The sequence below is a fragment of the Actinomycetospora sp. TBRC 11914 genome (assembly GCF_012933465.1).
GTDB lineage: Bacteria > Actinomycetota > Actinomycetes > Mycobacteriales > Pseudonocardiaceae > Actinomycetospora.
The window spans coordinates 337,630-358,345 of the sequence record NZ_JABBND010000001.1; the positions used below are offsets into that span (position 1 = coordinate 337,630).

The window sequence follows — 20,716 nt, forward strand, 5'->3', positions numbered from 1 at the left end:
GCGCGGACCTCAGGAGGCGGCGCCCTCCCCGGCCTCGTCCTCCCCCAGGTTCTGCCGGACCGCGCGGACGAACTCGAGGGCGGCCACCCGCCCGGCGGGACCCAGGTCGTCGCCCGAGGCCTCCACGCGTGCGGAGAACGACCCGAGGATCTCCTCGATCTCGCGCCCGCCGGAATCGGTCAGCTCGACGAGCAGCCGACGCCGGTCCCGCGGGTGCGGACGCCGGACCACATGCCCGAGGGCCTGCAACCGGTCGACGAGCTCGGTGGCCGAGGCCGTCGTGATGTCGAGCAGCGCGGCGAGCTCCGAGGGCCCCCGCGGGCCGTCGAGGAACAGGGTCGACAGCACCGTCACCGACGACGGGCTGAGCCCCCGACGGCGGCCCGCTCGCGCGCGGAACCGCTCCCCGGCCAGCACCAGGTCCCGGACCGCCCGCGTGAACTCCGGGTGCCCGTCCATGCTCGCTAGGTTACCTGGTGACATGGCTTCCTGACGGCCACTACCATGATGTGATCCACATCACGCCGGAGGAGGGCCGATCATGACCCGCAAGATCGTCGACTGCCGGGACGTGCCCAGCGAGAGCGGCTGCACGCTGACCCTCACCGGTGAGGAGGACGAGGTCGTCGAGGCGGCCTCGCAGCACGCCGTCGCCGTCCACGGACACGACGACGACGCCGCGCTGCGCGACATGATCCGCGCCGGGCTGAAGGACGCGCAGCCGGCGACGGTGCCCGGCGCGTTCGTGCAGCTCATCGAGTTCCCCATCGAGCGGCTCGAGGAGTTCGACGCCGCGGTGGACGACTGGATGCGTGAGATCGGCCCCGACCGCACGGCACGCTGGTTCGTGCTCGGCGCCGACCGCGAGCGGCCCGGCGTCCACGTCGAGCTCGTCGAGTTCCCCAGCTACGAGGACGCGATGACGAACTCGAAGCACCCCGCGACCGCGGCGATCGCGGAGCGTCTGACCACCATGGCCGGCGGCCAGGTCAGCTTCCGCAACCTCGACGTCGTCCGCGCCCAGATGCCCTGACGAGCACGACCAGGATCGGAGGAGACATGAGCAGCATCGCCGTCAAGCGCATGGACGCCCCGGACGAGACGCGGACGCCGGCCCTGACCCACGTGGACGTGGTCGCCCTCGGCGACGCCACGATCGCCCGGATGACGTTGCAGCCGGGCTGGCGCTGGTCGGAGTGCATCAAGCCGGTCGCCGGGACCGAGAGCTGCCAGGCCGCGCACCTCGGCTACCTCGTCTCGGGGCAGCTGCACGTCGTCGCCGAGGACGGCACCGAGGCCGACCTCGTCGCGGGGGGCGCCTACCGCATCGCGCCGGGGCACGACGCCTGGGTCGTCGGGAACGAGCCCGTCGTGGGGCTGGAGTTCGAGTCCAAGACCGCCGAGACCTACGCCCGCGCCTGAGGAGAGACGGACATGAGCGTCCTCGTCACCGTCACGTTCCCGGTCCCGGCCGAGACGATGGAGAAGGTCGTCCTCGACAACACCGCCACGATGGCCGCCATCAGCGAGGACGGCCGGCGCCACGGCGCGATCCACCACCAGTTCGTCCAGCACCCGGACGGCAGCGCGGTGGTGGTCGACGAGTGGCCCGACGAGGAGTCGTTCCACCGGTTCTTCGACTCCCAGGACGAGATCCGGAGGATCATGGCCGAGGCCGGGGTCAGCGAGCCGCCCGCGGTGCGGGTCTACCCGGTGCTCGACACCCCGGACCGCTTCTGAGTCAGGCGCCGCGCACGGCGCGGTGGGAGACCCAGCGACCGAACGGACTGTTCCCGGTCCCGACGGCCGCGACGTCGGTGAACCCGGCGGCGGCGAGCAGCGACCGCACCGTCGCCGGGTCGTTCGCGACGGGCGCGAGGGCCTCGTCGTGCCCGTCGTGCCCGCCGTGCCCGTGCCCCTCGCCGTGCCCGTGCCCGTGCCCGTCGCCGTGCCCGTGCCCCCGGCCGTGGCCCACCGCCCGTAGCAGCGGGGTGAGCAGCCGGTACGGGCGCGGCAGGCCCTCGAAGTCGACGAGGAAGAGCACGCCGCCCGGCGCGAGCACCCGTCGGACCTCCCGCAGCATCGCCTCCTTCGCCTCCTCCGGCAGGTGGTGGAACATGAAGGCCGACAGGACGCGGTCGACGCTGCCGTCGGGATGCGGCAGCTCGTCCGCGAAGCCCTGCTCGACCCGCACGGGCAGTCCCCGGCGGCGGGCCTTGGCGTGGGCGCGGTCGAGGGCCGCGGAGTCGGGGTCGAGCCCGATGACCGTCGCGGCGGGCTGCGCGCGGGCCGCGGCGAGCAGCAGGTTCCCGGTGCCACAGCCGATCTCCAGCACGGTCTGACCGGGAGCCGGGTCCGCGGCCCCCACCAGGCGGCGGTGGGCGCTGCGCGCGCCGAGCCAGGAGACCGCGTCGTAGAGCGAGAGCGGCCCGGCGGTGCCCAGGGCGGGCAGGAAGGACCGGTCGTGCGACCCGGCGGCCGGCGTCGTCGGCTCGGACATGGGTTGTGCTCCTGTCGGCTCGATGGGACGGTTCTCCGTCGTCGACTCCAGCCTCCCGACGCCGGGAGCTGCGGACAAGGAACGGAACACGGTGAGGGCAGGACTTTCCTCCGACGTCCCCGGGCCGGTGTCGACGAGCCCGGACGGGGTCCCGGTGATGGGGTACGCCCGAGCGCCGGGCGTCCCCGCCGTCACCGTGCGCCGGCGCTCCGGCCCGGGGCCGCAGGGCGGCGCCGCCCTCGGTGCGCACATCCACGACTTCCTCGTCCTGATCTACGTCGAGCGGGGCGGCGGGAAGGTCCGGGTCGACGAGCGGACGTGGTCGGTCCGGCCGGGGGACGTCGTCGTGGTCGCCCCGGGCACCGTCGTGACCCCGCTCGACGACCACGACGACCCGGCGGCGGACGTCTGGACGGTCTTCTTCCCCGCGGATCTCGTCGACGCCGAGGCGCCATCCTCCCCGCTGGCCTGGCGGGCGCACCCGTTGCTCTACCCGTTCACGCGCGGCGGGCGGCCCGGCGGCGAGCGGCTGCACGTCCCGGCCGCGGAGCGGGCGGCATGGCTCGGCGAGCTCACCGCACTCGAGACCGAGCTGCGCGACCGCCGCGACGGCTACGCCGAGGCCGCCCGCGCGCACGTGACGCTGCTGCTCGTGCGGCTCGGGCGGCTCGCCGCGGACGTCCCGGCCGACCTGCGCGAGCACGACGAGACGCTGGTCGCGGCGGTGTTCGACGCCCTCGAGGCCCGGTTCCGCGAGCCGATCACGGCCCGGGACGTGGCCGCGGCGGTCGGGCGGTCCCCCGGGCACGTCACGACCGTCGTGCGACGACGGACCGGGCGCACGGTGGGGCGGTGGGTCACCGAACGGCGACTGCAGGAGGCCAGGCGGCTCCTGGCCGGCACCGACCTGACGGTGACCGCGATCGCGCACCGTGTCGGCTACCGCGACCCCGGCTACTTCATCCGGCGGTTCCGCGCCGCCCACGGGCTCGCCCCGCAGGAGTGGCGCCGGGCCGGCTGACCGGACCCGCCGGACCTGGTGGAGCGGGCGCTCGGCCTGGAGGATCCGGCCCGTGCCCGACGACCCGGGGCCCGGCGACACCGGCTACCTCCTGCGCAACGCGCAGCCGGAGGCCGGCTCCCGCTTCGCGTCGCTCGCCGCGCTGTTCGACGACACCACGTTCCGCCACCTCGACCGGCTCGGCGTCGGGCCGGGGTGGCGCTGCTGGGAGGTCGGCGCCGGGAGCCGCGGCGTGCCGGACGGGCTCGCGGCGCGCGTCGGCCCGGACGGGCTGGTGGTCGCCACCGACCTCGACACCGCCTGGCTCGAGGGCCCCGGACCGTCGTGGCTGCGGGTACTGCGCCACGACGTCGGCGTCGACGAACCGCCCGCCACCGACCTCGACCTGGTCCACGCCCGGCTGGTGCTCACCCACGTCCCCCGCCGCGAGGAGGCCCTCGCCGCGATGGTCGCGGCCCTGCGCCCGGGCGGATGGCTGCTCGTCGAGGAGGCCGACCCCGGGCTGCAGCCGCTGCTGTGCCCCGACGAGTACGGGCCCGCCCAGGAGCTCGCGAACCGGCTGCGCCACGGCTTCCGCACCCTGATGGCCGGGCGCTCGGCCGACCTGGCGTACGGGCGGACGCTCCCCCGGCGGCTGCGGGAGCACGGCCTGCACGACGTCGGGGCGGACGCGTACTTCCCGATCACCGCGCCGGCCGCCACCGCGCTCGAGATCGCGACCGTCGAGCAGATCCGCGACCGGCTCGTCGCCGCCGGGCTCGCGTCCGACGCCGAGGTCGACCGGCACCTGCGGAACCTCGCCGACGGTGCCGTCCCCGACCTCGCGACCTCTCCGCTGGTCTCCGCCTGGGGCCGCACACCCTGATACCGCGGCCGGGTCTCGCCGGAATTCCTCGGCGGCACCGTTCGCCTGTGTCGGCGGCCCGACCACGACGGCGTCTTGTCCCGGGAACGCGACGTGGGTTACCCCGATCTGCAGCGGTTCGGTCTCGTTCACGAAACCGGAGATCGACGATCTCGCAGCGCAGCAGCATCGTCGCCCTGTTCGCACGACAGATTCCCGGGACCGGAGCGGGCGGGCTCGGCACGGATGAGCACCGCCATCGTCCCGCCGACCACGGAGAACGCGAACGACGTGACCGGGGAGAGGAGGGCGGCGTCCTCCCGGATTCGCCACGCGCGCCACGCGGGCCACCACGGAAACCGCGCCTCGTCTCCCGCGGCACGATCCGGCGGTCAGGCGTCGGGGCTCGTCGTGGCCGACGAATCGGCGTCCTCGTCGCGGGAGTCGATGGCCGGGTCCTCCTCGAGCGCGCCCTCCCAGGTCGCCGACGAGTCGCCGTCCTCCGCCTCGCTCTGGCGTCGCATCGACGTCGGGTCCATCAGCACCTCCGGAGCAGTGGTTCGGGAGGGCCGGGGCTGCCCGACGGGCGCCGACGCCACACGCGCGGACCTACCGCCGCGACTCCCACGCCCGGTAGTTGCTGATCAGGTCCTTGCGCAGCTGGCCCCGCGGCTTCACCTCGATGCCCTGCTCCACGGCCCAGGAACGAATCTGTTCCCGCTCGCTGGACGTCAGGCCGTCCCGGCCACGGGTCTCGCCGCCGTCCGCGGAGGACGCCGACGACGCGGCGGGTGCCGGTTCGGGCTCCGGGGCCGCCCCGTCCGACCCCGCCCCGTCCGACGCCGTGCCGTCCGAGCTGGGCAGCCGGGAGGGGTCGCCCGCCTCGAAGGCCTCGATGACGCGGCCGGGCAGCCGGCCGCGCTCGGCCAGCGTGACGCCGTGCTCGGCGGCCCACGTGCGGATCTGGGCGTTCGTGCTCCGCGACCGGGCGGGGGCGGCCCCGTCGGAGCCCGACGACGCCGGGCGCGGCGCGGTGCGCGCGCCCCGCCGACCACCGGTGCGCCGGGCGGCCGCCGCGTACGGCTCCAGCACGCCGCGCAGCGCCTCGGCGTGCTCGGCCGACAGGTCGATCTCGTACTCGACGCCGTCGAGGCCGAAGGAGACGCTCTCCTCGGCGGTGCTGCCGTCGACGTCGTCGACGAGGGTCACCACGGTTCGTGTCGCCATCGCGGGGTTCTGCTCCCATCGTTCGGTGAATCGGAGCGCGGGTTTGCGTGCGCCCGATCCCGGCAATGCCGTGCGGCTGGATCCCCCTCGGGCGTGATTCTTAGCAGAAGTGCCGTCGGGATGCTCCCTCGCCGTGACCGGGATCCTCGGACGGTCATCACCAGGCGTTCACGGGGAGTTCGACCGGATCGGCGCGAAAGGACGGTTCGGGCTCGCGGTGCCGCGGGAACCACCGGCGGGACCACGGCCTCCGACGCCCGAGGAGAACGATCGATGTCGACTCTGCCTGCGCAGGCACCGCCCGACGGTGGCGGCGGGTTCAACGCCCTGCAGTCGCTGCAGAACGCCTTCACGACGCTGCTGAATTACGTGCCGAACATCATCGGCGCGCTGCTGGTGCTCGTCATCGGCTACATCATCGCGCGATTGATCCGCGCGGGGATCTCGCGTCTGCTGCACCGCGTCCACGTCGACGACAAGCTCACCCACGGCCGCGGCGGCGAGTACGTCGCGCGGTTCTCCCCGAAGGGCCAGCCCTCACAGCTGGTCGGGCTGGTGGTGCAGTGGGTGCTGCTGGTGTTCGTGATCGTCTCGGCGGTCGGGACGCTGAACATCCCGGCGGTCACCGGGTTCGTGAACCAGGTGCTCTCCTACCTGCCGAACGTGCTCGCCGCCCTGCTGATCTTCCTGATCGCCGCCGCGGTCGCCGCCGCGGTCGGTGGGCTGGTGCACCGCACCATGGGTGACACTCCGACCGGGCGCGTGGTGCGCTCGGCCGCGCCGACGCTGGTCATGGCCATCGCGGTCTTCATGATCCTCAACCAGCTCGGCATCGCGCCGGTGATCGTCAACGCCACCTACATCGCGCTGATCGGTGCGGTCGCCCTCGGCGCCGCGCTCGCGTTCGGTCTCGGTGGCCGCGACGCCGCCAAGGACCTCATCGACTCGGGCTACCGCAGGGCCCAGGACGAGTCCGACCAGGTCCGCGCCGACCTCGAGGCCGGCCGCCAGCGCGGCCGCGCCGACGCCGAGCGCGCCCGCCAGTACGCCGCCGCGAACGACCCGGCGGCCCCGGCGACCCCGCCGACCGGCACCGCCGCGCCGCAGTTCGCCGACCCGGCCGAGCCGACGGTGCAGATGACGCCGCAGGAGAACGGCCGGCGCTGACCCCTCCGGGGCACGCGGCGAGGGGCCGGCAGACCTACGGGTCTGCCGGCCCTTCTCGTGTCCGGGGCGGACGGAGTGCCTCGATCCCGAGGTCGAGCGCCGCCTCGAGGTGCCGACTGCTGCCCGTGGACCGGAGCACCTGCACCCCTCCCTGGACGCCGGCCAGGAGCGCCGCGGCGTGGCGGCCGGCGTCGAGCGCGGGGTCGACCTGGTCGCGGGCCTGCATCGCCTCGATGCCCCGCCGCAGGTGGCCCTCCCACTGCCCGAGGAGGGTCGAGACCACCTCGGCGGCCCCGGGGGTCGAGTGCACCTGCCCGAGCAGGGAGCCGAGGGGGCAGTGCGCGCCCTGCGCGCGGTACCGGGCGACGACGGCGTCGCGCCAGCGCCGCCACGCCGCCCAGCTGGTGAGCGCCCCGAGGTGGGGCTGCTGGTCGTCGAGGACCCGGTCGGCCTCGAAGCGGGCGACGGCGAGCAGCAGCTCCTCCTTCCCGCCCGGGAAGTAGTGGAAGAGCTGGCCCTTGCTGGTGCCGGTGATCGCGCGGACGTCGTCGAGGGTGAGCGTCCCGGGCTCGGTGCCGCGGAGGTGGACCGCCGCGCCCTCGACGATGCGCTGCCGCGTCGCCCGGCCCTTGGTCGTGATGCCCACGATCTCAGCGTACGGCTTTCCTGGACTCGACGGTCCAGAAAATTCTCCCTAGCGTCGCCGTCGTGACCTCACTCCTCGAGGGCCGCAGCGCCCTCGTCACCGGCTCCACCAGCAACATCGGCCGCGCGATCGCGACCGCCCTCGCCGCCGAGGGCGCCCACGTGGTCGTCTCCGGACGCGACGAGGCGCGCGGCGCCGACACCGTGGCGGCGATCCGGGCGGCGGGCGGGGAGGCCGACTTCGTCGCCGCCCGGCTCGACGGCACGGCGGCGGCGAGCCACGCCCTGGCGCGGGCGGCGTCCGACGTCGCCGGCCCGCTCGACGTGCTGGTGAACAACGCGGGCATCTACCCGGCGGCCACCACGCTCTCGGCCGACGACGACCTCGCCGACCGCCTCTGGGCGGTCAACGTCAAGGCACCGTTCTTCCTGGTTCAGGCCGTGGTGCCCGGGATGGTCGAGCGCGGCTCCGGCGTCGTGGTGAACCTCGGCTCCTGGGGCGCTCGTCTCGGCCTGCCCGTCGGCTCGCTCTACGCGTCGACCAAGGGCGCCCTGGAGACTCTGACCCGGGCGTGGGCCGCGGAGTTCGGGCCGCGCGGGGTGCGCGTCAACGCCGTCTCGCCCGGGGTGATCCGCCCGCCCGGACTGGACCCGTCGGTCGAGTTCCGGGGTGAAGGGCTGATGGTCGGCACGCCGGCCGGACGTGCGGGTGATCCGAGCGCGATCGGCGCCGCGGTCGTCTACCTCGCCTCCGACGCGGCGGCCTTCACCCACGGCACCGTGCTCGACGTGGACGGCGGGCGGACGGGTGTCGCCGTGTCGGCGGTCGGGGCCGTCTGACGGTGCGCAGCCGGACGCCCCGCTACGTCGTGGTGACGGGGCGGGGCGACCGGACCGTTGCGCCGGGGTCAGTCCTGCACCGTGCCGGTGAAGTCCACCTGCGTCCCGTTCACCGACGTCGCGGTGACGAGCACGTGGTGCACGCCCTGGTCGTCGGTGCCGGTGCACGTGGTGGTGGCGCCGACCGTCGCGGGCAGGTCCTGCGTGCAGGTCACCGGGGCGCCGAACTGCGCGGAGAGCTTCTCGCCCACGGTCGCGGCGGGCACGTTCGTCGTGCCGCCGAGGAACGCGAGCACCGCGACGACGATCGCGGCGAACAGCGCGGCCACCGACGCCACGACGGCGACCACCAGCCCGGTCCGTCGGCGCCGCGGCCCCTGGCCCGGGATCCGGGGATCGCCCTGCGCGCCGGCGGACGGAGCCGACGGACCGGCCGGGGCGGAGGCGGAGGTGGGGACCGAGGGGACGGTGGGGACGGACATGGCGGGCTCCTTCGTGGGGGTGACGCCGCGGTCGGCGTCGACGGATCGAAGAGTGCTCCGCCACCGCGTCGCGGTCTGCGCCCGTCGCGACGGTCGTTGTGTCAGCGTCGCGACAGTCGGGCCCTCCCCGACCTCGAGCTCGGCATGATCACCACGACGACGAGGCGGTGGACGCGGGGCGTCCAGGAGCTCGTCGGGTCGGCGATCACGACGACCGGATCGATCCGGTCCCCCCGGCTCCTCCCCGCTGCGGTGGGATGGACGGTGTCGGGGGCCGGAGGTGGCTGATGGGTGCTGTGCCGACCGGCAGCGCGGCCGCAGTGGTGCTCGCCTACCTGCGCGAGCAGGCCGACGCGGTGCGCACCCAGGAGCCGCTGGTGCGCCGCGACGCCGAGGACGCCGTCCACCAGATGCGGGTCGCGACCCGGCGGGCGCGCAGCGCGCTGCGGACGTTCGGACGGGTGCTCGAGCGCGAGCGGACGAGAGCCCTGACCGACGAGCTCCGCTGGCTCGCCGGCGAGCTCGCCCCCGCCCGCGACGCCGAGGTGGTCCACGCCCGGCTCGCCGAGCTCCTCGCAGCGGTCCCCGAGGAGCTCGTCCCCCGCAGCCTCGGGGCCGAGCTCGACGCCGTCTTCGCCTGCCGCGGGGCGCACGCCCGGGCCCGCGCGGTCGCGGCGCTCGACAGCCCGCGGTACCGGGCGCTGCTCGACGCGCTCGACGCCCTGGTGGCCGACCCGCCGCTCGCCCGGCGCGGTACCCGGCCCGCCCGCCGGGTGCTCGACGCCGAGGTCGCCCGCGCCCGCCGCCGCCTCGTCGCCGCCGTGGCGACCGCCCTCGACGTCGCACCCGGGACGGCCCGCGACGAGGCCCTGCACGAGGCGCGCAAGGCCGCCAAGCGCCTGCGCTACGCGCGGGAGGCCGCGGGGCCGGCGCTCGGGAAGCCGGCCAAGCGCTGGCGGCGGCGGATGGCCGCGCTGCAGGACCTCCTGGGCGCCCACCAGGACTCGGTGGTCATGCGCGCGACGGTGCTGGAGCTCGCGGCCGGGCGCCTCGGGCGGGACGGGTTCGCGCTCGGGCTCGTGCACGGCGACGAGGCGCTGCGGGCCCGGGAGGTCGAGGCGGCGCTGCCCGGGGTGTGGGCGAGGTGGCCTCCGGCCCCGTGAGCACTTTCTGGTGTCATGGCACCAGAAAGTGCTCACAGGCGCGTCAGCGCACCTCCGGTTGGGGCACGACCGGGTCCGGGTAGGCCTCCGCCACCGCGGTTGATGTCGCCAGCCGTCCGTCGAGTGACTCGAGGAGGCGGCGATGATCGCGAGAGACCGGGCCGAGGGCATGGTGGTGGCCGGGATGGAGTGGCTGGGACGGGCCGCGCTGCGGGCCCTGCCCGACCCCGTCGTGGACGCGGCCGCACCGCCCGCGGCGGACCCCGCCGCCCCCGTCGTCGTGACGGGCGGGTTCGGCGCCACCGCCCCGGTCATGGCACCACTCGCCGAGGCACTCACCCGGCGCGGCCACCGGGTCACCGTGGTGGTCGACGGCGCCGGGACCGGGTGCGCCCAGCGGGCCGCCGTCGGGCTCGCCCGCCGGGTCGAGGTGCTCGCCGAGCAGAGCAGGCGCCGCGTCCACCTCGTCGGGCACAGCCGCGGCGGCCAGTTCTGCCGCGTCGTGGCCGCCCGGTCCCCACGCTCGGTGGCCTCGCTGACCACGCTCGGCGCCCCGGTCGGTCTGTACGGGCTCGGGCCGGTCGCCCTCGGGCTGAGCACCGCGGCCGCGCTCGCGGGCAGCCTCGGCGTCCCGGGGCTCGCCACGCTGACCTGCCTGCTCGGCGACTGCTGCCGGGACTACCGCGACGAGCTCGACGGCGACTGGCCCGCCGAGGTGCCGTTCACCCGGATCACCGGCACCGGGGACCGCACCGTGCCGAGCGCGGCGAACCACGAGCCGGCTGCGCGGGAGGTGGTCGTCGAGACCACCCACCTCGGGCTGCTCACCTCGCCGGACTCGCTCGCCGAGGTCGGCCGGGCGATCGACGGCGCCCCGGCCGCCGGGGAGCTCGTGGGGGCGGTCGCGTGAGCGGCACGAGCCGCGTCGTCGGGGCCCCGGCGCGCCCGTCCCGGCGGGCCCTCGGGCCGGTCGAGCTCCTGCGCGAGGCCCTGCTCGGCGCCGCGACCGGCGCCCGCAGCACCTTCGGTCCGACCGCGCTCGCCCTGCGCGCCCGGCCCGACGATCCCCGCGCCGCCGGGCGGGTCGCGCGCTGGGCGCCGGCGGTCGCGGTGGGCGCGCTCGGCGAGGTGGTCGCCGACAAGACCCCGGTGGTGCCGCCGCGGAACGGCATCGTCGGGCTCGCGCCACGGATCCTCCTCGGCGGCGCCTCGGGCCGGGTGCTCGCGACCCGCGACGGCCGCGCGGTCCCGACGTCGGGCGTGGTCGCGGCCCTGGCCGCGGTCGGCGCGGCCCTCGGCGGGGTGCGCTGGCGCGCGGCGGCCTCACGGCGGTGCGGCTCGGACCTGCCGGGCGCGCTCGCCGAGGACCTCGCCGCGGCCGCGTGCGCCTGGTGGGCCACCAGGCGCGCTGCGCGCCCGTGAGCAGGACGTGTCGCCACACCGACCTCTTCTGGTCACGAGCGCGGAGCGCACCTGGCCGTTTGCCGGGCGCGGCGTGACGGGCACGGTCCCGCCATGACCCCTCCCTCCGGCGATGCCGAGCGCGCCGACGCCGTCGTCGTCGGCGCCGGTCACAACGGGCTCGTCGCGGCCAACCTGCTCGCGGACGCGGGCTGGCGCGTGCACGTGCTCGAGGCCGCCGACGAGCCCGGAGGAGCCACCCGCAGCGCCGAGCTCGCCGCCCCCGGCTGGAGCACCGACCTCGGCAGCGCCTTCTACCCCCTCGGCGCCGCGTCGCCCGTGCTGCGCGGTCTCGACCTCGGCGCCCACGGGCTGCGCTGGTGCCACGCACCGCACCCGATGGCGCACGTGCTGCCCGACGACCGCGCCGCGCTCGTCTCGCGCGACCTCGACGTCACCGCCGAGTCGCTGGAACGGTTCGCCCCGGGCGACGGGGCCGCCTGGCGCCGGCTCGCGCGCCAGTGGCAGGAGATCCGCGAGCCGCTGCTCGAGGCGCTGCTCGCGCCGTTCCCGCCCGTGCGCCCGGCCGCCCGCCTGCTGCGCACCACCGGGACCCCGGACGCGCTGCGGCTCGCGCGCCGGCTGCTGCTGCCCGCGCAGCGCTTCGGCGAGGAGGAGTTCGACGGCGAGGGCGGCCGGGTCCTCGTCGCGGGCAACGCCATGCACGCCGACGTCCCGACGACCGCGGCCGGCAGCACCGCCTTCGGCTGGCTGCTGACGATGCTCGCCCAGGACGTCGGCTTCCCGGTGCCCGAGGGCGGGTCGAGCGCGCTCACCGGCGCCCTCGTCGCGCGGCTCCGGGCCCGCGGCGGCCGCGTCGACCGCTCCCGCCCGGTGGCGCGCGTCCTGGTCGAGGGCGGGCGCGCCGTGGGCGTCGTGGACACCGGGGGTGGCACCGTCCGGGCCGACGAGGCCGTGCTCGCCGACGTTGCCGCGCCGGTCCTCTACGGCGAGCTCGTCGGCGTCGAGCACCTTCCGTGGCGGATGCGGGAGGACCTGCAGCGGTTCCAGTGGGACCACGCGGTGCTCAAGGTCGACTGGGCGCTCTCCGGGCGGATGCCGTGGACCGCCGCCGAGGCCCACGGCGCGGGAGCGGTGCACGTCGGGGCTGACACCTCGGGGCTCGCCCACCTCGGGGGCCACCTCGCCGCGGGGCAGGTGCCGAACGACCCGTTCCTCATCCTCGGCCAGCTCACCACCGCCGACCCGTCGCGCTCGCCGGCGGGCACCGAGTCGTTGTGGGCCTACACCCGCGTCCCCCACGACCGGCTGCGCACCGCGGACGAGGTCGCGGCCCACGTCGGGCGGATGGAGGCGGTGCTCGAGCGGCACGCGCCGGGCTTCCGCGACCTCGTCGTCGGCCGCGCGGTGTCCGACCCGGACACGCTGCAGCGTCGCGACCCCAGCCTCGTCCGCGGCGCCCTCATGGGCGGCACGGCCCACCTGCACCAGCAGCTCGTGTTCCGGCCGACCCCAGGCCTCGGGCGACCCGACACCCCCGTCGACCGGCTCTTCCTCGCGGGGGCGTCCGCGCACCCCGGCGGCGCCGTGCACGGCGGGCCCGGGGCGTCGGCGGCGCGAGCCGCCCGGGCGCGGGCCGGTCGGCTCGGCCCGGCCTACGCCGCGCTCGTCCGCGGCGGGCACCGGCTCGTGCACGGGGGTTGACCTCGGCGGGTGGCTCCTGGTGCCCTGATGGGCGCACCACACGCTCGCGCTCGCGGTGTACTCCCCGCTGCCCTGCGCTCCTCGCCCGAGGAGGCCATCCACGGTGTTCGCCGACCACGCCGGAGCCGGAGTGCCCCAGGCACCCCCGGACGACTGGCTCCACGCCATCACCCGCCGGCCCGACTCGCCCCCCGAGCGGTCCCGCCCGTCCGAGGAGCGGCCCGCCCGGGAGTCCGACGCCCCGAGGTGCGCTCCGCGCTCGTGAGCACAAAGTGTCGCTATACCGACACTTTCTGCTCACGAGGCCGAAGGCCACCTCGAGGGAACCCGTTTCCGGGGTGAGCCGGGCGGGGAAGCACCCCGCCCATGGCCGACCGACAGCCCGCCCGCGTCCGCCGGGTCACCCTCGCGGCCGTCGAGCTCGTCGCCTGGGTCGTCGTGCTCACCGCCGTGTGGGTCGCCACGCTGACGAGCGTCGGGCTCCTGGAGGTCGTGGTGGCCGCCGTGGTGTCCGTGCCGATCGCGGTGCTCGCCCTGGCCGCGCGGCGCGTCCTCGATGCCCCCACGGCGCTCCCGCCGGACGGGTGGCGGTGGGCCGCCCGCCTGCCCGGCGCGGTGGTGACGGACACCGGGCGGCTCGCCGTCGCCGTGGTGCGCGCGGTGCGGTCCGGGAGGCCGCTCGGCCAGGAGCGCCGCCTGCCCCTCGCCGACCCGCCCGACGCGGTCCCCGACGCCCGCGGCTCCGTCGGCGCGGTGACGATCTCGACGACGCCCGGGGCCTACGTCGCCGACGTCCGCCGCGACGCCCTCGTCGTGCACGCGCTCTCGCCGACCCCGTCGGCGCTGGAGCGGGCGGTGGCCCGGTGAGCCCGTTCGTGCTGCTGGCGGGCGTGCTGCTGGTCGTGCTCGCCGGTCCTGGGCTCCTGCTGGCCTCGCGGGGCACCGCCGTCGCGCGCCTCGCCGGGCTGCAGCTGGCCCAGGCGGTGGCCGTCCTGCTCCTGACGGTGCTCGCCCTGGCGCTGGGACAGCCCAGCATGCTGATCGTGCCGCTGGTGACCGTGCTGCTCTCGTTCGCCGGCACGCTCGTCTTCACCCGGCTGCTGCGGGGCGTGGTGTGACCGCGCCGCCGGGAGCGCTCGGCGTCGTCGTCTGGGTGCTCTGCGCACTCGCCGCGGTCACCGTCGTCGGCGCCGCAGGCGCCGCGCTCGTGCTGGGGTCGGTCGCCGAGCGGCTGCACCTGGTGACGGTGGTGACCTCGGTGGCGGGCCCCGCGACCGGCCTGGCGTGCGCGCTCGCGCTCGGGGCCTCGACGTCGACGGCCGCCGTCGTCGTCGTGGTCGTGCTGCTCGCCGCGACGGCGCCGGTGCTGCAGACCGCGATCGCCCGCGCCGACCGGGAGGGACGCCGCGAGGCCGGCGCGCTCGACGACGAGCAGGGGGCGCCGCGGTGACCGTCCTGCTGATCATCGCCCTGCTGGCCACCGGGGTCGCCGGCACCGTCGTGGCGCTGACCCCCGACCCGCAGCGGCAGGCCGTGACGCTCTCGGTGTACGGGCTGCTCCTCGGCACCGTGTTCGTGCTGGCCGCCGCGCCCGACGTCGCGCTCTCGCAGCTGTCCGTCGGGACCGCCCTGGTGCCGCTGCTGGTGCTGCTCACCGTGCGGACCGTGCGCCGCCGCGGGGGCCGGTCCGGGGGTTCCGGGAGCGACGGCTCGTGAGCCGGCTCCGGCTCGTGCTGTTCGGGCTCGGCGCCGTCGGGCTCGCCGTGCTGTGGGTGGTGGCGACGACGGGTCTGCCCCCGGTCGGCACGGACGTGCACCCCTACCGCGACGCCGCCGTCGCCGCGGCGGCGGCGCACGCCACCGCGAACGTCGTGTCCTCGATCAACTTCGACCAGCGCACGTTCGACACCCTCGGCGAGGAGACGATCCTGCTCGCCTCGGTCGTCGCGGTCACGACGCTGCTGCGCCCGGCGGACGACGAGCGGGTCGAGCCGCCGGACCCGCCGCCCGCCGTCCTGCCGGCCACCCGGCTCGCCGGCTGGGCGCTGCTGCCGGTCACGCTGCTGGTGGGGGCCGACGTCGTGCTCCACGGGCACCTCACGCCGGGCGGCGGGTTCCAGGGCGGGGTCGTGCTCGCCACCGCGCTGCACCTGCTCTACCTCGCGGGCAGCTTCCCGGCGCTGCAGTGGGTCCGGCCGACCCGCTGGGCGCCGCTGCTCGAACCCGCGGGCAGCGGGCTGTTCGTGGTGGTCGGCCTGGCGGGGCTCGTGGTCGGCGCCGGGTTCACCGCGGAGTTCCTCCCGCCCGGCGTGCTCGGCGCTCCGTTGTCCTCCGGGACCGTCCTGCTGCTCAACGTGGTCGCGGGGGTCGGGGTCGGCGCGGCGGTCGTGTCGCTGCTCGGCCAGTTCCTCCGCCAGGAGATCGTCATCGGGCCGGGGGCGGCCCCGTGACCCTGACCGTCGTCGCGTGGACCGTCGCGGGCTGGCTCGTCCTGGTCGGCGCGCTGGGCATCGTGCGCAGCCGCGACCTCGTCCACACCGTCGTCGCCCTGTCGGTGGCACAGTCCGGCACGTACGTCCTGCTCATCGCGGCCGGCTTCCAGCGGGGCGCCACCGTCCCGATCCTCGGCGCCGGCGGCGCCGGGTCCTCCCCCGTCGTCGACCCGCTCGTCCAGGCCATGGTCCTCACCGACATCGTGGTCTCGGCGACGGTGACGGCGCTGCTGCTGGCGCTGACGATCCAGATCGCCAAGCGGCACGGCACCGTCGACCCCGACGAGCTCCGCGCGCTGCGCGGGTGAGCCCGCCGTGAACACCGTGGACGTCCTCGCCCCGGTCGCCGTCACCGGCCCGGTGCTCCTGGCGTGCCTGGTCCTCGTCGCCGGCCGGTGGCTGCCCCGGCCGGTGATCGACGCCGTCGCCCTGGCCGGCGCGGTGGGCCTCGCGGTCTGCGGCGCCCTGCTCGTGCACGCCACCCTCGCGGGCGACGCGGTGACCTGGCTCGGCGGCTGGACGCCGCCGCCGGGCGCGCACCCGGTGGGGATCGCGCTGGTCGTGGACCCCGCCGCCGGCGGCCTGGTGGTCCTCGTCGGGGTGCTGGCGGCCGGGGCGCTGCTGTTCAGCTGGCGGTACTTCGCGTCCGTCGAGGCCCGGTTCCACGGGCTGGTGCTGCTCTTCAGCGCCGGGATGACCGGCTTCGTGCTGGCCGGCGACCTCTTCACGATGCTCGTGTTCTTCGAGCTCATGGGGGCGGTGGCCTACGCGCTGGCCGCCTACAAGATCGAGGAGCCGCGCTCGCTGCAGGGTGGGCTGACGTTCGGGGTGGTCAACTCCCTGGGCGCCTACCTGGCGCTGTGCGGGATCGGGGTGCTCTACGCGCGGACCGGGCAGCTCTCCCTGGCCTACGTCGGCGAGACCCTGGCGGGCGCGCGGCCCGACGGGCCGGCCGTGGTCGGGATCGTGCTCGTCCTTGTCGGATGGCTGGTCAAGGCGGCGGCCGTGCCCTTCCACTTCTGGCTCGCCGACGCGCACGCCGTCGCCCCCACCCCGGTGTGCGTGCTCTTCTCCGGTGTGATGGCGCCGCTCGGGGTCTACGGCGTCGTGCGGGTCAGCGCGGTCGCGGCCCCGGAGGTGCCGGCGCTGCGGGGTGTCCTCGTCGTCGTCGGGGCCGTGACCGCCGTGCTCGGCGCCGTGCTGTGCGTGGTCCAGCGCAACCTCAAGCGGCTGCTCGCCTACTCGACGATCGCCCACATCGGGCTCTTCCTCGTCGGCGCCACCGACGGCGGTGCCCGCGCGTGGCTGGTCTACCTCGCCGGGCACGCCGGGGTGAAGGCGGCGCTGTTCCTGCTGGTCGGCGGGCTGCTGGCGCGGTTCGGCAGCGTGGACGAGATCGATCTGCACGGCGCCGGCCGCACCGGGGACCCCGCCGACCGCGTCGCCGCCGCGCTCTACGTCGTGGCCGCGCTCGCGCTGGCGGGGCTGCCCCCGTTCGGGGCCGGGCTCGGGAAGGCCGCGCTGGAGGAGTCGGTGCCCGGGGCGCTCGTGCCGGTGGTCGTCGGGACCTCCGTGGTCACCGCCGCGGCGGTGCTGCGCGCGGGGCTGCGGGTGTTCTACGGCGTCGGCCCGCGCCCGGAGCGCCGGGTGGACCTCGAGCGCACCAGCGGCGAGGGCGAGGAGCGGGAGACCACCGGCCGCCTGCGCCACGCGACCGCGACGATGCTCGCGGCCCCGGCCCTGCTGCTCGCCGCGGCCGCCGTCGTCGGGGTCCTCCCGCTGATCGGTCGGGTGGGCGCCCTCGCCGGGGAACGGCTCGCCGACGGCGGGGCCTACCGGGCGGCGGTGCTCGGGACCGGCGCCGTCGCGGGCGCGGTGCCCGAGCCGGTGAGCTGGCACCCGCCGGGCGTCGTCACCGGGGTGCTGACCACCGCGGCGGCGGTCGTGCTCGCGCTGCTCGTCCTGGTCTCCGGGCGGGTGCCGGCCCGACGACGGCGGCCGGTGCGGCGCGCGATCGGGCCGGTCGTGCTGGGCCTGGAGCGCCTGCACTCCGGCCACGTGGGCGACTACGTCGCCTGGTTGCTGTTCGGGGCCGCCGTCATCGGGATCGCGGTCGCGGCACCCACGCTGGGGTGAGACGGCCACCGACGCGCCGGACACACGGCGCGTCGCACCGACGTGCGGGTGTGCGACGACCGACGTGCGACGCACACGTTCTCCGCGCGCCGACGTTCGAGTGCGCCACCACCGACGCGCGGGACACACACTCGCCCCCCGCCGACCCGGCTAGGGCGTGTCTCCTGAATCTAAGCGACCACGGATCCGCGGCGGCCACGCCGTGACGGGCTCGCTCCCGCGAGGGAGTCATCGCGCGCGGGCCGGGTCCCACGCGCGAGGGGAACCCTCGGCCGCTCTAGCCGATCGAACCTTCCCCTCGCGCGACGGCGTCTCGCCGGGCGAGGGGACAATTCAGCCGCTCTAGCCGCACGAGGGTTCCCCTCGCGCGAGGACGTGCCGGCCCGGGCCGACGGGGCACCAGCCCCTAGCGACCGGCCCGCGGGGGGCCGCCGCGACCGCGGCTGCAGGTGGTGAGCGCCTCCAGCAGGGGCGCCAGCCGGCGACCCTCCGCGGAGAGCGAGTACTCGGTGCGGGGCGGCCGGGTGTCGAGCACCCGCCGCTCCAGGAGCCCGGCCCCCTCCAGGTCCGCCAGCCGCGCGGCGAGCGTGGCCGGCGGGACCTGGCCGAGGGCCTGCTCGAACTCGGAGAACCGGACCGCACCGAGGTGCGCGGCGTAGAGCACCGAGAGCGACCAGCGTCGCTCCAGCAGTGCCGTCAGCGCGCGCACCTCGGGCGGTACCGGCTCCCGCGAGCACATGTCAGGCCGCCACCCCGAGCTCGGCGGCCACCGGCTCCAGGGCGACGTCGAGGACCTCGGTGATGGTCATCGACGGGTGGAACTCGAGCTGCCCCGCGACGTCGGCGGGGACGTCGTCGAGGTCGGCCCGGTTGCGCTCCGGCACGACGATCTGCGTCAGGCCCGCCGCATGCGCGGCCAGCACCTTCTGCTTCACGCCGCCGATGGGCAGCACCCGGCCCTGCAGCGTCAGCTCCCCGGTCATCGCGACGGTGTGCCGCACCGGCCGTCCGGTCAGCAGCGACACCAGCGCGGTGGCCATCGTGACCCCGGCCGACGGACCGTCCTTCGGGATCGCGCCCGCGGGGACGTGCACGTGGAACGAGCGTCCCGTGAACGCCTCCTCGGCGATGCCCAGGTCCGCGGCGTGCGAGCGCACCCACGACAGGGCGATCCGGGCGGACTCCTTCATGACGTCGCCGAGCTGGCCGGTGAGGACCAGGCCCTCGTCCCCGGCCATCGAGGCGGCCTCGACGAAGAGGACGTCGCCGCCCGCCCCGGTCACGGCCATGCCGGTCGCGACGCCGGGCACAGCGGTCCGCTCGACGGACTCGGTGAAGACCTTCTGCCGCCCGAGGTGCTTGCGCACCACGGCGGTGTCGACGACGACCGGGTCAGAGCCCGACGCCACCTCGGTCGCGATCTTGCGGGTCAGCTTGCCCAGCGCGCGGTCGAGCTGCCGGACGCCGGACTCGCGGGTGTACTCGGACACCACGAGCCGTAGCGCCGACTCGTCGGCGGTCACGTCGTCGGTCGTCAGACCGGCGGCACGGACCTGCCGCGGCAGCAGGTGGTCGCGCGCGATGGCGACCTTCTCCTCGACGGTGTAGCCGTCGAAGGAGATGACCTCCATGCGGTCGAGCAGCGGGCCGGGGATCGTGTCGAGCTGGTTGGCCGTGGCCAGGAACACCACCTGCGAGAGGTCGATCTCGACGTCGAGGTAGTGGTCGCGGAACGCGTGGTTCTGCGCCGGGTCCAGGACCTCCAGCAGCGCGGCGGACGGGTCGCCGCGCCAGTCGGCGCCGACCTTGTCCACCTCGTCGAGCAGGATCACCGGGTTCATCGTGCCCGCGTCGCGCAGCGCCCGCACCAGACGGCCGGGCAGGGCGCCGACGTAGGTGCGCCGGTGACCGCGGATCTCGGCCTCGTCGCGGACGCCGCCGAGCGACATCCGGACGAACTCGCGACCCATCGCGCGGGCCACGGACTCGCCGATCGAGGTCTTGCCGGTGCCGGGCGGCCCGACGAGCGTGAGGATCGTGCCAGCCTTGCCGCCGTCGTCCTCGACCCCGCGGTCACGCCGCAGCTTGCGGACGGCCAGGTACTCGACGATGCGGTCCTTGACGTCCTCCAGGCCGGTGTGGTCCGCGTCGAGCACGGTGCGTGCCCCGACCGGGTCCAGCTGCTCCTCGGAGCGCTTCGCCCACGGCAGCGCCAGCAGCCAGTCCAGGTAGGTCCGGATCATCGACGACTCGCCGGACTGCTCGCCGCTGCGCTCCAGCCGGGCGAGCTCGCGCTCGGCCTGCTCGCGCACGTGGTCGGGCATGCCGGCCTCGGCGATCTTGGCGCGGTAGTCGTCGCCGGCGGCACCGTCGGGGTCGGACTCCCCGAGCTCCTTGCGGATCGCCTCCAGCTGGCGGCGCAGCACGTACTCGCGCTGCTGCTTCGCGGCGCCGGACTCGACGTCCTCGCGCAGCGTCTTGCGGACCTGCAGCTCGGCGAGCCGCTCGCGCTGCAGGCGCAGGGCCAGTTCGAGGCGCTCGCGCACGTCGAGCGTCTCGAGGACGGCCACCTTGTCCTCGTAGGAGACCTCGGGCGCCCACCCGGCGGTGTCCGCCAGGGCCCCGGGCTCGTCGATGCCGCGCAGCATCGCGCCGACGCGGCCGTCGTCACCGCGCAGCTCGAGGATCTCCTCGACCACGGCGCGGTAGGTGTTCTCCAGCTCGCGGATCCGGCCGTCTCGCTCGGTGGCGTCCGGGAACGGCGTCACGTCGACGCGCAGGTGCCCCGCGTCGTCGGCGCTGCCCGTCCCGGCCTTCCCGCGGTGCGCGCCGGTCAGCTGCACGGCGGTCACGCCGTTCGGCAGCCGGGTGCGGCCCGTGACGTCGGCGACGGTGCCGACGGCGGCGAAGCGCCCCTCGTGGCGCGGGACGAGCAGGACCTGCTCGCCCTCGGCGGCGCCGACCTCGGCGGCCGGCACCACGAGGCTCATCCCGGGGAAGATCACGTTGTCGTCGACGGGGACCAGCAACAGCTCGGTCATCTCGTCACCCCATCACTCGTGCTTGGTAGCAG

At 76.0% G+C, this 20,716-nt stretch carries 26 protein-coding genes; 18 read left to right on the top strand and 8 right to left on the bottom strand.

What is annotated here, in order from left to right:
- Positions 1–9: 9 nt before the first annotated feature.
- Positions 10–459, bottom strand: a complete 450-nt coding sequence (locus HH311_RS01600) for a MarR family winged helix-turn-helix transcriptional regulator (protein ID WP_211189465.1) — start codon at positions 457–459, stop codon at positions 10–12.
- Between the two features lie 82 nt (positions 460–541).
- Here HH311_RS01600 and HH311_RS01605 point away from each other — a divergent pair, with 82 nt between their 5' ends.
- From HH311_RS01605 to HH311_RS01615, 3 genes are read left to right on the top strand one after another with little or no spacing between them, the layout of a single operon-like run.
- Complete coding sequence (locus HH311_RS01605; protein ID WP_169181833.1) at positions 542–1,033, top strand: DUF1059 domain-containing protein; 492 nt, start codon at positions 542–544, stop codon at positions 1,031–1,033.
- A 26-nt stretch (positions 1,034–1,059) separates the two neighbouring features.
- The gene (locus tag HH311_RS01610; protein WP_169181834.1) at positions 1,060–1,422 is read left to right on the top strand and encodes a cupin domain-containing protein; all 363 of its coding nucleotides are present in this window, start codon (positions 1,060–1,062) and stop codon (positions 1,420–1,422) included.
- A 12-nt stretch (positions 1,423–1,434) separates the two neighbouring features.
- On the top strand, positions 1,435–1,740 hold the full coding sequence (locus tag HH311_RS01615; protein WP_169181835.1) for a hypothetical protein: 306 nt from the start codon (positions 1,435–1,437) through the stop codon (positions 1,738–1,740).
- 1 nt (position 1,741) lies between these two features.
- Here the strand turns inward: HH311_RS01615 and HH311_RS01620 are convergent, their stop codons facing one another.
- Complete coding sequence (locus HH311_RS01620; protein WP_169181836.1) at positions 1,742–2,500, bottom strand: class I SAM-dependent methyltransferase; 759 nt, start codon at positions 2,498–2,500, stop codon at positions 1,742–1,744.
- A gap of 157 nt (positions 2,501–2,657) precedes the next feature.
- Here HH311_RS01620 and HH311_RS01625 point away from each other — a divergent pair, with 157 nt between their 5' ends.
- Positions 2,658–3,521 (top strand): AraC family transcriptional regulator, encoded by an 864-nt coding sequence (locus HH311_RS01625; protein WP_169181837.1) that lies wholly within the window; start codon positions 2,658–2,660, stop codon positions 3,519–3,521.
- 52 nt (positions 3,522–3,573) lie between these two features.
- The gene (locus HH311_RS01630) at positions 3,574–4,386 is read left to right on the top strand and encodes a methyltransferase domain-containing protein (protein WP_169181838.1); all 813 of its coding nucleotides are present in this window, start codon (positions 3,574–3,576) and stop codon (positions 4,384–4,386) included.
- A 371-nt stretch (positions 4,387–4,757) separates the two neighbouring features.
- On the opposite strand, the gene HH311_RS01635 is transcribed toward HH311_RS01630, so the two are convergent.
- Together HH311_RS01635 and HH311_RS32475 are read right to left on the bottom strand one after the other, a co-directional pair.
- A complete protein-coding gene (locus tag HH311_RS01635) occupies positions 4,758–4,904 on the bottom strand; it encodes a hypothetical protein (RefSeq protein ID WP_169181839.1) in 147 nt (48 codons plus the stop codon).
- A gap of 70 nt (positions 4,905–4,974) precedes the next feature.
- Positions 4,975–5,592 carry an Lsr2 family protein gene (locus HH311_RS32475; RefSeq protein WP_169181840.1) on the bottom strand — a complete coding sequence of 206 codons (618 nt, stop codon included), beginning with the start codon at positions 5,590–5,592 and terminating at the stop codon, positions 4,975–4,977.
- 273 nt (positions 5,593–5,865) lie between these two features.
- Between HH311_RS32475 and HH311_RS01645 the strand changes: the two genes are divergently transcribed.
- A complete protein-coding gene (locus HH311_RS01645; RefSeq protein ID WP_169181841.1) occupies positions 5,866–6,759 on the top strand; it encodes a mechanosensitive ion channel family protein in 894 nt (297 codons plus the stop codon).
- A gap of 34 nt (positions 6,760–6,793) precedes the next feature.
- Here the strand turns inward: HH311_RS01645 and HH311_RS01650 are convergent, their stop codons facing one another.
- On the bottom strand, positions 6,794–7,405 hold the full coding sequence (locus tag HH311_RS01650) for a TetR/AcrR family transcriptional regulator (RefSeq protein WP_169181842.1): 612 nt from the start codon (positions 7,403–7,405) through the stop codon (positions 6,794–6,796).
- A 62-nt stretch (positions 7,406–7,467) separates the two neighbouring features.
- On the opposite strand from HH311_RS01650, the gene HH311_RS01655 reads away from it, so the two are divergent.
- Positions 7,468–8,244 carry an SDR family NAD(P)-dependent oxidoreductase gene (locus HH311_RS01655; RefSeq protein WP_169181843.1) on the top strand — a complete coding sequence of 259 codons (777 nt, stop codon included), beginning with the start codon at positions 7,468–7,470 and terminating at the stop codon, positions 8,242–8,244.
- A gap of 68 nt (positions 8,245–8,312) precedes the next feature.
- Here the strand turns inward: HH311_RS01655 and HH311_RS01660 are convergent, their stop codons facing one another.
- Positions 8,313–8,726, bottom strand: a complete 414-nt coding sequence (locus HH311_RS01660) for a DUF4333 domain-containing protein (protein WP_169181844.1) — start codon at positions 8,724–8,726, stop codon at positions 8,313–8,315.
- Positions 8,727–9,013: 287 nt separating this feature from the next.
- Between HH311_RS01660 and HH311_RS01665 the strand changes: the two genes are divergently transcribed.
- The 11 genes from HH311_RS01665 to HH311_RS01715 all read left to right on the top strand — a co-directional run bounded on the left by HH311_RS01665 (position 9,014) and on the right by HH311_RS01715 (position 17,643).
- Positions 9,014–9,889 (top strand): CHAD domain-containing protein, encoded by an 876-nt coding sequence (locus HH311_RS01665; protein ID WP_169181845.1) that lies wholly within the window; start codon positions 9,014–9,016, stop codon positions 9,887–9,889.
- Positions 9,890–10,031: 142 nt separating this feature from the next.
- Positions 10,032–10,799, top strand: a complete 768-nt coding sequence (locus HH311_RS01670) for an alpha/beta fold hydrolase (protein ID WP_169181846.1) — start codon at positions 10,032–10,034, stop codon at positions 10,797–10,799.
- On the top strand, positions 10,796–11,311 hold the full coding sequence (locus HH311_RS01675; RefSeq protein WP_169181847.1) for a hypothetical protein: 516 nt from the start codon (positions 10,796–10,798) through the stop codon (positions 11,309–11,311). The genes HH311_RS01670 and HH311_RS01675 overlap by 4 nt, the downstream gene beginning before the upstream one ends.
- A 93-nt stretch (positions 11,312–11,404) precedes the next feature.
- Positions 11,405–13,015: an NAD(P)/FAD-dependent oxidoreductase gene (locus tag HH311_RS01680; RefSeq protein WP_169181848.1), complete on the top strand. Its 1,611-nt coding sequence runs from the start codon at positions 11,405–11,407 to the stop codon at positions 13,013–13,015.
- Between the two features lie 366 nt (positions 13,016–13,381).
- Complete coding sequence (locus tag HH311_RS01685; protein ID WP_169181849.1) at positions 13,382–13,882, top strand: Na+/H+ antiporter subunit E; 501 nt, start codon at positions 13,382–13,384, stop codon at positions 13,880–13,882.
- Positions 13,879–14,133: a monovalent cation/H+ antiporter complex subunit F gene (locus HH311_RS01690; protein ID WP_169181850.1), complete on the top strand. Its 255-nt coding sequence runs from the start codon at positions 13,879–13,881 to the stop codon at positions 14,131–14,133. Before HH311_RS01685 ends, HH311_RS01690 begins: the two co-directional genes overlap by 4 nt.
- Positions 14,130–14,465 carry a hypothetical protein gene (locus HH311_RS01695; RefSeq protein WP_169181851.1) on the top strand — a complete coding sequence of 112 codons (336 nt, stop codon included), beginning with the start codon at positions 14,130–14,132 and terminating at the stop codon, positions 14,463–14,465. The genes HH311_RS01690 and HH311_RS01695 overlap by 4 nt, the downstream gene beginning before the upstream one ends.
- Entirely contained in the window at positions 14,462–14,731 is a 270-nt protein-coding gene (locus HH311_RS01700) for a hydrogenase subunit MbhD domain-containing protein (protein ID WP_169181852.1), read from the top strand. Before HH311_RS01695 ends, HH311_RS01700 begins: the two co-directional genes overlap by 4 nt.
- Positions 14,728–15,465 carry an MnhB domain-containing protein gene (locus HH311_RS01705; protein ID WP_312029873.1) on the top strand — a complete coding sequence of 246 codons (738 nt, stop codon included), beginning with the start codon at positions 14,728–14,730 and terminating at the stop codon, positions 15,463–15,465. The genes HH311_RS01700 and HH311_RS01705 overlap by 4 nt, the downstream gene beginning before the upstream one ends.
- A complete protein-coding gene (locus HH311_RS01710; protein WP_312029874.1) occupies positions 15,462–15,815 on the top strand; it encodes a sodium:proton antiporter in 354 nt (117 codons plus the stop codon). The genes HH311_RS01705 and HH311_RS01710 overlap by 4 nt, the downstream gene beginning before the upstream one ends.
- Positions 15,816–15,822: 7 nt before the next feature.
- Complete coding sequence (locus HH311_RS01715; RefSeq protein ID WP_312029875.1) at positions 15,823–17,643, top strand: complex I subunit 5 family protein; 1,821 nt, start codon at positions 15,823–15,825, stop codon at positions 17,641–17,643.
- Positions 17,644–18,049: 406 nt separating this feature from the next.
- Here HH311_RS01715 and HH311_RS01720 read toward each other — a convergent pair whose 3' ends face one another.
- Entirely contained in the window at positions 18,050–18,382 is a 333-nt protein-coding gene (locus HH311_RS01720) for a helix-turn-helix domain-containing protein (RefSeq protein ID WP_169181853.1), read from the bottom strand.
- A 1-nt stretch (position 18,383) separates the two neighbouring features.
- Positions 18,384–20,684, bottom strand: coding sequence for an endopeptidase La (gene lon, locus HH311_RS01725; protein ID WP_169181854.1), 2,301 nt, complete (start codon positions 20,682–20,684; stop codon positions 18,384–18,386).
- Between the last annotated feature and the right edge of the window lie 32 nt (positions 20,685–20,716).